Origin of the sequence: Escherichia fergusonii ATCC 35469 (genome assembly GCF_000026225.1) — a bacterium.
GTDB classification, from domain to species: Bacteria; Pseudomonadota; Gammaproteobacteria; order Enterobacterales; family Enterobacteriaceae; genus Escherichia; species Escherichia fergusonii.
Map to the genome: position 1 here is coordinate 1,110,506 of NC_011740.1, position 11,637 is coordinate 1,122,142.

Annotated in this window: 9 protein-coding genes; 3 read left to right on the plus strand and 6 right to left on the minus strand. The window is 50.0% G+C overall.

Translation table 11 applies throughout. The features are described 5' to 3' along the window. Positions 1-54 precede the first annotated feature (54 nt). Positions 55-606 carry a YcbK family protein gene (locus tag EFER_RS05435; RefSeq protein WP_002431619.1) on the plus strand — a complete coding sequence of 184 codons (552 nt, stop codon included), beginning with the start codon at positions 55-57 and terminating at the stop codon, positions 604-606. Between the two features lie 26 nt (positions 607-632). Continuing rightward, positions 633-1,280: a hydroxyacylglutathione hydrolase GloC gene (gene gloC, locus EFER_RS05440; RefSeq protein ID WP_001109458.1), complete on the plus strand. Its 648-nt coding sequence runs from the start codon at positions 633-635 to the stop codon at positions 1,278-1,280. Positions 1,281-1,328: 48 nt separating this feature from the next. Here the strand turns inward: gloC and aspC are convergent, their stop codons facing one another. From aspC to pncB, 4 genes are all read right to left on the minus strand, one after another. Continuing rightward, complete coding sequence (gene aspC / locus EFER_RS05445; protein ID WP_000462632.1) at positions 1,329-2,519, minus strand: aspartate transaminase; 1,191 nt, start codon at positions 2,517-2,519, stop codon at positions 1,329-1,331. Positions 2,520-2,702: 183 nt separating this feature from the next. Next, positions 2,703-3,773, minus strand: a complete 1,071-nt coding sequence (gene ompF / locus EFER_RS05450) for a porin OmpF (protein ID WP_000977936.1) — start codon at positions 3,771-3,773, stop codon at positions 2,703-2,705. A 609-nt stretch (positions 3,774-4,382) separates the two neighbouring features. After that, the gene (gene asnS, locus EFER_RS05455; RefSeq protein ID WP_000117877.1) at positions 4,383-5,783 is read right to left on the minus strand and encodes an asparagine--tRNA ligase; all 1,401 of its coding nucleotides are present in this window, start codon (positions 5,781-5,783) and stop codon (positions 4,383-4,385) included. 165 nt (positions 5,784-5,948) lie between these two features. Beyond that, positions 5,949-7,151 carry a nicotinate phosphoribosyltransferase gene (pncB, locus tag EFER_RS05460; protein ID WP_000191397.1) on the minus strand — a complete coding sequence of 401 codons (1,203 nt, stop codon included), beginning with the start codon at positions 7,149-7,151 and terminating at the stop codon, positions 5,949-5,951. A gap of 265 nt (positions 7,152-7,416) precedes the next feature. Between pncB and pepN the strand changes: the two genes are divergently transcribed. Continuing rightward, positions 7,417-10,029 (plus strand): aminopeptidase N, encoded by a 2,613-nt coding sequence (gene pepN, locus EFER_RS05465; RefSeq protein WP_000193861.1) that lies wholly within the window; start codon positions 7,417-7,419, stop codon positions 10,027-10,029. A 42-nt stretch (positions 10,030-10,071) separates the two neighbouring features. On the opposite strand, the gene ssuB is transcribed toward pepN, so the two are convergent. After that, positions 10,072-10,839, minus strand: a complete 768-nt coding sequence (gene ssuB / locus EFER_RS05470; RefSeq protein WP_001090523.1) for an aliphatic sulfonates ABC transporter ATP-binding protein — start codon at positions 10,837-10,839, stop codon at positions 10,072-10,074. Beyond that, a complete protein-coding gene (gene ssuC, locus EFER_RS05475; protein WP_000235183.1) occupies positions 10,836-11,627 on the minus strand; it encodes an aliphatic sulfonate ABC transporter permease SsuC in 792 nt (263 codons plus the stop codon). Before ssuC ends, ssuB begins: the two co-directional genes overlap by 4 nt. Positions 11,628-11,637 lie beyond the last annotated feature (10 nt).

Sequence of the window (11,637 nt, forward strand, 5' to 3'; positions counted from 1 at the left end):
TTGTGCGCCAGAAGTGCATATAAACGATAACATTGACCTGTAGACTTGATTATCATGGACAAATTCGACGCTAATCGCCGCAAATTGTTGGCGCTGGGTGGTGTTGCACTTGGTGCTGCCATCCTGCCTGCTGCTCCTGCATTTGCGACACTCTCTACCCCACGCCCGCGCATTTTGACACTCAATAATCTCCATACCGGAGAGTCAATCAAAGCGGAGTTTTTCGATGGCAGAGGCTATATTCAGGAAGAATTGGCAAAACTAAACCATTTTTTCCGCGATTACCGCGCGAACAAAATAAAGTCCATCGACCCAGGGTTATTTGACCAGTTGTATCGCCTGCAAGGGTTGTTAGGCACCCGCAAACCGGTGCAACTCATTTCTGGTTATCGCTCTATTGATACCAACAATGAATTACGCGCCCACAGCCGTGGAGTAGCGAAGAAAAGCTATCACACTAAAGGCCAGGCGATGGATTTCCATATTGAAGGCATCGCGTTAAGCAATATTCGCAAAGCCGCGTTATCTATGCGCGCAGGTGGTGTAGGATATTACCCACGTAGTAACTTTGTGCATATTGATACCGGGCCAGCACGGCACTGGTAGCAATCGCTTAACAAAACAGGGGCAGTATGAACTATCGTATTATTCCGGTCACCGCATTCTCCCAGAACTGTTCATTGATCTGGTGTGAACAAACCCGTCTGGCCGCACTGGTCGATCCTGGCGGCGATGCGGAAAAAATCAAACAGGAAGTTGACGCCAGCGGCCTGACGCTGATGCAGATCCTGCTGACGCATGGTCATCTGGACCATGTTGGTGCAGCGGCGGAACTGGCGCAACATTACGGCGTGCCGGTTCTTGGCCCGGAAAAAGAAGATGAGTTTTGGCTGCAAGGTTTGCCAGCGCAAAGTCGTATGTTTGGACTGGACGAGTGTCAGCCATTGACGCCGGATCGTTGGCTCAATGATGGCGATACCATCAGCATAGGGAATGTGACTTTACAGGTGTTACATTGCCCTGGGCATACGCCGGGTCATGTGGTGTTTTTTGATGATCAGGCAAAGCTGCTGATTTCTGGCGATGTTATTTTCAAAGGCGGAGTAGGGCGTAGTGACTTCCCGCGTGGCGATCACAATCAACTGATTGCTGCAATCAAAGATAAATTGCTGCCGCTGGGTGATGACGTGACATTTATTCCGGGTCACGGACCATTATCCACTCTTGGTTACGAGCGGTTGCATAACCCCTTCCTGCAAGATGAAATGCCCGTCTGGTAAGGCACATAAAAAAGCCCGCTTTCACAGCGGGCTTCGTTTAACTAGTCTTTACAGCACTGCCACAATCGCTTCGCAAAGCGGCGCCATGTTATCTGGCGTCATCCCGGCTACGTTCACTCGACCAGAAGCAACCGCATACACCGCAAACTCTTCACGCAGACGCAATACTTGTTCTTTAGTCAGGCCACTAAAGGAGAACATACCGTTCTGCTTAATGATAAAGCTAAAGTCGCGGTTTGCGCCTTTTTCCTGCAGGGTGCTCACAAACAGCAAACGCATACGCTGAATACGCTGACGCATATCAGTCAATTCCTGCTCCCAAATTGCACGCAGGGCATCATTACTCAGAATAGTAGCAACAACGGCAGCACCATGAGCTGGTGGGTTGGAGTAGTTAGCACGGATGGTCGATTTCATCTGGCTGAATGCGCGGTCAACAATTTCGCTGTCAGCGGCAACCAACGTACAGGCACCTACGCGCTCGTTATACAGACCAAAGTTTTTCGAGTAGGAGCTGGCAATGATCAGCTCTTTATGTAGAGCTGCGAAAGCGCGCAGGCCTTCAGCATCTTCTTCCAGGCCACGAGCAAACCCCTGGTAAGCGAAGTCAAACAGCGGTAGCCAGCCTTTTTCAACTGACAGTTGTGCCAGCGTCTGCCATTGTTCAAGGGTAGGATCAATCCCGGTTGGGTTATGGCAACAACCATGGAACAGAACAACATCGCCAGCCTGCGCTTCATTCAGGCTGTTTACCAGAGCGTCGAAGTCCAGGGAGTGGTTTTCTGCGTCATAATAAGCGTATTCACGCACTTCCAGACCGGCTGAATTAAACACACTCTTATGGTTTGGCCAGCTAGGGTTGCTCACCCAAACACGTTTTACATCGGTTTTTTTTGCAAGGAAATCGGCGGCGACGCGCAATGCTCCCGTGCCACCAGGGGTCTGGGCAGTACGAGCACGCTTATCATTAATCAATGCGCTACCTTTTCCGAACAGAAGTTCCTGAGTGCAGCGGCCAAATTCCGGAATACCATCAATGCCGAGGTAGTTTTTGGTAGTTTCATTTTCGAGCAGATACTGCTCAGCTTTTTTTACGCTGGTCAGTACCGGTGTTTTGCCCGTCTCATCTTTATAGACACCGATCCCGAGATTGATTTTTCCGGGACGTTCATCGGTACGAAACAGATCGGCCAGGCCCAGTATTGGGTCGGCAGGAGCGGCAGCAATGTTCTCAAACATGACGAGGTTCCATTATGGTTACAGAAGGGAAGTCCACTATCAGGGTAACGGGAGATTTACAAAATTCCAACTATTACTGATGAAAACTCTGACTGTTTTTTTCAGATGCAAGATTTCTCTATCAGGTATAAAAAAACAGGACCAACGTCCTGTTTTTTAGGCATTTAACAAAGGGGTATGCTATTAGAACTGGTAAACGATACCAACAGCAACTGTATCGTCAGAACCTACGCCCAGCTTGTTGTCAGAATCGATTTGGTTAATCGCATAGTCAACATAGGTAGACATGTTTTTGTTGAAGTAGTAGGTTGCGCCCACTTCAATGTAGTTCACCAGATCAACATCACCGATACCTTCTACATCTTTCGCTTTAGATTTGGTATAGGCGATGGACGGACGCAGACCGAAGTCGAACTGGTATTGCGCAACTAACAGGATATCTTGTGTTTTGTTGGCAAAGCCACCAGTGATCGGCGTAGCATTACGGGTTTCACCGTAGTTAGCTGCCAGATAGATGTTGTTAGCATCATACTTCAGGCCAGTAGCCCACTGTTCAGCTTTTTTGCCTTTGCCAAGGGTAGAGTCTTCCTGCAGGTTGGTACGGTCTGCAGCACCATAAGCACCAACGATACCAAAGCCTTCAAATTCATAGCTGATAGAGCCGCCAACACCGTCGCCGTTAGAACGACGTGCAGTGTCACGCTCGTTTTTACCCAGGTACTGAACAGCGAAATTCAGACCGTCAACCAGACCAAAGAAGTTGGAGTTACGGTAAGTTGCAACGCCGCCAACACGACCTACGAAGAAGTCATCGCTGTAAGCGGTATCACCACCAAACTCAGGCAGCATATCGGTATAACCCAGGGCATCATAAACCACGCCGTAGTTACGACCATAATCGAAAGAACCCGCATCAGCGAATTTCAGACCAGCAAATGCCAGACGCGTTTTATTGCCATTCTGAGCATCATCACCTTCAGAGTTATTACCCTGGAAGTTGTATTCCCACTGACCGTAGCCGGTCAGATCGGAGTTAATCTGAGTTTCCCCTTTAAAACCAAGACGGGCATAGGTCTTATCGCCATTGCCACCGTAACTGTTTTCACCGTTACCCTTGGAGAAATAATGCAAACCGACAGCTTTACCGTACAGATCCAGTTTGTTGCCATCTTTGTTATAGATTTCCGCAGCGTTTGCGGTACCTGCTACCAACAGAGCAGGGACGACCACTGCCAGAATATTGCGCTTCATCATTATTTATTACCCTCATGGTTTTTTTTATAACACCTGCCACTGCCGCCAATAAATTCTGTAAATAAATATTCACGGAACTATTGATGAAAGTTTGGTGTCTTTATGTATCTGACAGGCATCTTTCCATTCGGGCTAACGTTTCGCCACAGTGAAAGTGCTACAAAGTTAAAAAAGTGGTTACAAAAAGAAAAAATATGTAAAAAAATATTAACAAGAACAAACTTTGTGAACACCGTCATATTTCCTCTCCTTTTCCTGTGAATTTTCCGTTGATCTTATACATTTATATGATTTTCTTATATTTTATTTGCCTGATGTCTTAAATTTATTGCTACCAGAAAATAACCTGGTTTTGTCAATAGACATCTGGACAGCTAATTTTTTGATTAAAAAACACTCGTGTAGTTGAGAAAAAACTAAACCGCAATAATTATGCGGAATAATTTTTAATCAATCATAATTCAGAGAAATATTCCGTAACAGATACAAGGTCTTTTGCCGATTGATACGAAATTTGTTTGCGATGTGCTGACAAAAATTGACGTTATAGAAGTGAATAAGCGAAAAAAAGCCAGCAACAGGTGCTGGCTTTTTGCATATGAAATGTAATTAGAAGCTGGCGTTACGCGGAGTACGCGGGAACGGAATCACGTCACGCACGTTCTGCACGCCTGTTACGTAAGCAATCAGGCGTTCAAAACCAAGACCGAATCCGGAATGCGGAACAGTTCCGTAGCGACGCAGATCGCGATACCACCAGTAATCCTCTTTGTTCAGGCCCATTTCCAGCATACGCTCGTCCAGCACATCCAGACGCTCTTCACGCTGGGAACCACCGATGATCTCACCGATGCCCGGTGCCAGAACGTCCATTGCCGCAACGGTTTTTCCGTCTTCGTTAAGGCGCATATAGAACGCTTTAATGTCTTTCGGATAGTTTTTAACCACTACCGGTGCTTTAAAGTGTTCTTCCGCCAGATAACGTTCATGCTCAGAAGAGAGATCAACGCCCCAGTAAACCGGGTTCTCAAATTTCTTACCGCAGTTTTCGAGAATGGTCACTGCGTCGGTGTAATCCACCTGCGCGAAATCGGCCTCAATGAAGCGTTCCAGACGTGAAACGGCATCTTTATCTACGCGTTCAGCGAAGAATTTCATGTCGTCTGCGCGCTCTTCGAGAACCGCTTTGAAGACATATTTCAGCATGGCTTCAGCCAGACCCGCGATATCGTTCAGGTTAGCAAACGCCACTTCCGGCTCCAGCATCCAGAATTCCGCCAGGTGACGGCTGGTGTTGGAGTTTTCAGCACGGAAAGTCGGGCCGAAGGTATAAATTTTAGACAATGCGCAAGCGTAGGTCTCGCCGTTCAACTGACCAGATACGGTCAGGAAAGACTCTTTACCGAAGAAGTCTTTGTCGAAATCCACTTTGCCCTGATCGTTACGCGGCAGGTTTTCCAGATCCAGCGTAGAAACGCGGAACATTTCGCCAGCACCTTCGGTATCAGACGCAGTAATCAGTGGCGTTGAAACCCAGAAGAACCCCTGCTCGTTAAAGAAGCGATGCAGCGCCTGCGCCAACGTATGGCGAACGCGCGCGACGGCACCAATCAGGTTTGTGCGCGGACGCAGGTGAGCGACTTCACGCAGATACTCAATGCTGTGGCGTTTTGCCGCCATCGGGTAAGTGTCTGGATCTTCAACCCAACCAGCAACTTCAACCTTGCTGGCCTGAATTTCAAATTGTTGCCCCTGGCCTGGAGACGCCACGACTTTACCCGTCACAATGACCGAGCAACCGGTGGTCAGACGCAGGACGTCTTCATTGTAATTGGGCAGAGAATTATTGATGACAGCCTGTACAGGATCAAAGCAGGAACCGTCATAAACGGCGAGGAAGGAGATGCCAGCTTTTGAATCTCGGCGGGTACGTACCCATCCGCGCACGGTGACTTCGCTGTCAACGGCTACACGGCCCTGGAGTACGTCGGCTACAGGCACAACGCTCATAATATTCTCTCTGTTAATAGTCGGAAAAAATAAACACTTGTCCACCCTTCAATGGGGGGATACCTATGTTACCTGGCATCTGCAATCAGACAAGCAGAATTCGCAGGCTGAGTGAAAGATTTCAGAATAAAAGGCAAAAAGGGAGCCTTTACGACTCCCTCTAAATTAACTGGCTTTTTTGATTTGGGGAAGATCGAAGGCTTTGCGCAATGCCCGCACAAAGGCTTTATCATGGCAAATGGTTTTACCTGGGCTATCAGAAAGCTTAGCCACCGGCTTACCATTACATTCCACCAGCTTAATCACAATATTGAGTGGTTTAACCTGAGGAATATCACAGGTCAGTCGTGTGCCAATACCAAAGCTCAATTTGATTCGCGAAGAGAAGTGCCGATAAAGCTCAATAGCCTTCGTTAAATCGAGATTATCGGAAAACACTAACACCTTACTTTGTGGATCGATACCCAGCTTCAGATAATGGGCAATGGCTTTTTCACCCCATTCAACCGGATCGCCAGAGTCATGGCGTAATCCCTGATAACGACTGGCGAACTCGACACCGAAATCACGCAGGAAGGCATCCATAGTGATGCAGTCGGTTAATGCAATGCCAAGTTGATCGGGATACTCTTCCAGCCAGGCAGCAAGTGCAGCTCGCTGACTGGTCGCTAAATCTGGGCTAATTTGTTGATGTGCCTGAAACCACTCATGCGCCTGGGTACCCATCGGTGTGAGCGACAAACGACGTGCCAGATCGTAATTACTGGTACCGACAAACCAGGATTCTTGCTGTAAGCGCTTAACAATGGCTTCTTGTACGTCTCGGGAAAAACGCCGACGAGTACCGAAATCCATCAAATGGAAGCGCGACATATCGAGCCCGGCAGTTAATGTGGTGAAATCAGCCAGTTTTTGCTCAAGGGTATTCATCGCCAGCTGTACACTAGCCTCGGGGGAACGATAGTGATGCACCAGTTCACTGATCACTGCCAGTAACGGAACTTCCCACATGATTACTTCCAGCCACGGCCCGGTAAGGCGAATATTAAGTTTACCGTTATCGTTAGTAACGGAAACTTGCTCCGGGTTATAGCGAAAATCACGCAGCCAGTTCAGGTAATCAGGCTTGAAGAAGGGCAGACCGGTCAGCCACTGGAACTCCTCCTCCTGAAGACGCAGATGTTGCATTGCATGCACCTGCTCGCGGATGGCATCAGCATATATCCCCAAAAGGTCGTCACCACGGCAACGAAATTCAGCGGCTACATGCACATCGTGATAGTGATGAAAAACAGCTTGCTGCATATGCAACTTATAAGCATCTGTATCCAGCAACGAGTGCAGAACAGGAGAAGCGAATTGTGTCATAGGTTCGCAGTAGCATCCTCTCGCGGGAGCGTTTAGTACAATAAACATCTTCGAAAACCGCTGGAGTATACCTTGTTTAGCGATTTATTGAACCCCGATCACACCATAAGCACCCATTCTGGTCGAGGGCAATTTGTGCCTCCTATTATAGAATTGTAGCAAAAATTGGCTTTGTGTCTGAAAAGATGAAGATTCTGCATAGCGCGATTTACGCAACAGGAATAGACTGAACACCAGACTCTATAAAAGATGCTAAAGGTTATTTATGACTCAACAGCCACAAGCCAAATACCGTCACGATTATCGTGCGCCGGATTACCAGATTACTGATATTGACTTGACCTTTGACCTGGACGCGCAAAAGACGGTCGTTACCGCGGTCAGCCAGGCTGTCCGTCATGGTGCATCAGATGCTCCGCTTCGTCTCAATGGCGAAGATCTCAAACTGGTTTCTGTTCATATTAATGATGAGCCATGGACCGCCTGGAAAGAAGAAGAGGGCGCACTGGTCATCAGTAATTTGCCGGAGCGTTTTACGCTCAAGATCGTTAATGAAATTAGCCCGGCGACGAATACCGCGCTGGAAGGGCTTTATCAGTCAGGCGATGCGCTTTGCACCCAGTGTGAAGCCGAAGGTTTCCGCCATATTACGTATTATCTCGACCGCCCGGACGTGCTGGCGCGTTTTACCACCAAAATTATTGCCGATAAAACCAAATATCCCTTCCTGCTTTCCAACGGTAACCGCGTTGCGCAAGGCGAATTGGAAAATGGACGCCACTGGGTACAATGGCAGGACCCGTTCCCGAAACCGTGCTACCTGTTTGCGCTGGTGGCAGGTGACTTTGATGTACTGCGCGACACCTTCACCACGCGTTCTGGTCGCGAAGTAGCGCTGGAGCTGTACGTCGATCGCGGCAATCTTGATCGTGCGCTGTGGGCGATGACCTCGCTGAAAAACTCCATGAAATGGGATGAAGAACGCTTCGGTCTGGAGTATGACCTCGACATCTATATGATCGTCGCGGTGGATTTCTTCAATATGGGCGCAATGGAGAATAAAGGTCTTAACATCTTTAACTCCAAGTATGTACTGGCGCGCACCGATACCGCGACCGATAAAGATTATCTCGATATTGAGCGCGTTATTGGTCACGAATATTTTCACAACTGGACCGGTAACCGTGTGACCTGTCGCGACTGGTTCCAGCTCAGCCTGAAAGAAGGCTTAACCGTGTTCCGCGATCAGGAGTTCAGCTCTGATCTTGGTTCCCGCGCAGTAAACCGTATCAACAACGTGCGCACCATGCGCGGATTGCAGTTTGCGGAAGACGCCAGCCCGATGGCGCACCCGATCCGCCCGGATATGGTTATTGAAATGAACAACTTCTACACCCTGACCGTTTATGAGAAGGGCGCGGAAGTGATTCGCATGATCCACACTCTGCTGGGCGAAGAAAACTTCCAGAAAGGGATGCAGCTCTATTTCGAGCGCCATGATGGCAGTGCGGCAACCTGCGACGACTTTGTTCAGGCGATGGAAGATGCGTCAAATGTCGATCTCTCCCATTTCCGCCGTTGGTACAGCCAGTCCGGTACGCCGGTTGTGACCGTCAAAGACGACTACAATCCGGAAACCGAGCAGTATACCCTGACCATCAGCCAGCGCACGCCAGCCACGCCGGATCAGGCAGAAAAACAACCTCTGCATATTCCGTTTGCCATCGAACTGTATGACAACGAAGGCAAAGTGATCCCGTTGCAGAAAGGCGGTCATCCGGTGAATTCGGTACTGAACGTCACCCAGGGGGAACAGACCTTTGTCTTTGATAATGTCTACTTCCAGCCGGTGCCCGCACTGCTGTGTGAATTCTCTGCGCCAGTGAAACTGGAATATAAGTGGAGCGATCAGCAACTGACCTTCCTGATGCGTCATGCGCGTAATGATTTCTCCCGCTGGGATGCGGCGCAAAGCCTGCTGGCAACCTACATCAAGCTGAACGTCGCCCGTCATCAGCAAGGGCAGCCGCTGTCTCTACCGGTGCATGTGGCAGATGCTTTCCGCGCGGTGCTGCTGGATGAAAAAATCGATCCGGCACTGGCGGCAGAAATTCTGACGCTGCCTTCGGTAAATGAAATGGCGGAACTGTTCGATACCATTGATCCGATTGCCATTGCCGAAGTACGCGAAGCACTTACCCGTACTCTGGCGACTGAACTGGCGGATGAGCTGCTGGCTATTTACAACGCGAATTACCAGAGCGAATACCGTGTTGAGCATGAAGATATTGCAAAACGCACTCTGCGTAATGCCTGCCTGCGCTTCCTCGCTTTTGGTGAAACGCATCTGGCTGACGTGCTGGTAAGCAAGCAGTACCATGAAGCAAACAATATGACCGATGCGCTGGCGGCGCTTTCTGCGGCGGTTGCCGCACAGCTGCCATGCCGTGACGCGCTGATGCAGGAATATGACGACAAGTGGTATCAGGACGGTCTGGTGATGGATAAATGGTTTATCCTGCAAGCCACGAGTCCGGCGGAAAATGTGCTGGAGACGGTGCGTGGTCTGTTGCAGCATCGCTCATTTACCATGAGCAACCCGAACCGCATTCGTTCGTTGATTGGGGCATTTGCGGGCAGCAACCCGGCAGCGTTCCATGCCGAAGATGGCAGCGGTTATCAGTTCCTGGTGGAAATGCTTACCGACCTCAACAGCCGTAACCCGCAGGTGGCATCGCGCCTGATTGAACCGCTGATTCGCCTGAAACGTTACGATGCCAAACGTCAGGAGAAAATGCGCGCGGCGCTGGAGCAGTTGAAAGGGCTGGAAAATCTCTCTGGCGATCTGTACGAGAAGATAACTAAAGCTCTGGCTTGATAAATAACCGAATGGCGGCAATAGCGCCGCCATTCGGGGAATTTACCCCTGTTTTCTCAGGCGAGTTTCAGATTCACCACGCTGCATCACCCGTTGCAATACTTCCGCTTCCAGTTCCGCTAATCGCACCGACCCTAACCGGCGCGGACGGGGGATATCCACCGTCAAATCCAGACCAATTTTTCCCTCTTCAATTAACAACACCCGGTCAGCCATTGCTACCGCTTCGCTCACATCATGCGTCACCAGCAAGACGGTAAAACCGTGCTCCTGCCAAAGTGACACAATCAAATCCTGCATTTCCAGTCGCGTTAAGGCGTCCAGCGCCCCGAGCGGTTCATCAAGCAACAACAAACCTGGTCGATGGATCAATGCCCTTGCCAGCGCCACACGCTGTTTCTGCCCGCCAGAGAGTGCGGCAGGCCATTCCCCCGCGCGATTTTCCAGTCCTACCGCTGCCAACGCCCGACGCGCGGCATCGCGCCACTGACCTTTAAGGCCTAACCCAACGTTATCAATCACCGATTTCCACGGTAGCAGACGCGCATCCTGAAACATCATTCGCGTGTCTTCCTGAATCTCAGCCAGCGGTGTGGTACCCGCTAACACATCGCCTGCGGTTGGCGTTTCCAGACCTGCCAGCAGGCGCAGCAGGGTACTTTTGCCACCACCGCTGCGGCCCACCACCGCCACAAACTGACCTGCCGGAATATGTAAATCCAGTTGGTTCAGGACGATATTTTTCGCGTAATGTTTGCTTACTGCATTGAGTAACAAGGGTGTGCCCTGGTTCAGACGAGCAGTATTCATACCGTGGCCTCCTTCAAATGATAAGCCGGATTCCAGCGCAGCCAGAGGCGCTCTAACAGCTGCGCGCTGACGTCAGCAAGTTTGCCGAGCAGGGCGTAGAGAATAATGGCGACTACCACCACATCCGTTTGCAAAAACTCCCGCGCATTCATCGCCAGATAACCAATGCCGGAATTGGCAGAAATGGTTTCGGCAACAATCAGCGTCAGCCACATCAGGTCCAACGCAAAACGTACGCCGACCATAATTGAGGGCAGGGCACCAGGCAGGATCACATGGATAAACAGCGGTATGCCGGATAATCCATAGCTACGCGCCATTTCCACCAGACCGCGATCGATATTACGGATTCCGTGCCAGGTGTTGATATAAATGGGGAATAGCGTGCCGAGCGCCACCAGAAAGATTTTTGCGGATTCATCAATGCCAAACCACAAAATCACCAGCGGGATCAGCGCCAGATGCGGCACGTTGCGCAACATCTGAATTGAGGTATCCAGCAGCCTTTCTCCCCAGCGCGACAGTCCGCTTATCAGTCCCAGAATCAACCCCAGCGATCCGCCAATTGAAAAGCCAATCAACGCCCGCCAGGAGCTGATCGCCAGATGCTGCCACAATTCGCCGCTGGCGGAGAGCGTCCAGAACGCCGTCATCACTCCTTCCGGAGAGGGCAAAATACGCGTCGACAGCCAGCCAACCGAGGAGGCCAGTTGCCACACCGCCACGATGCCCACCGGTAAAAACCAGGGGGCAACGCGCAATAACCACTTCTTGACTGGCGTTGCCATTATCTTGTTC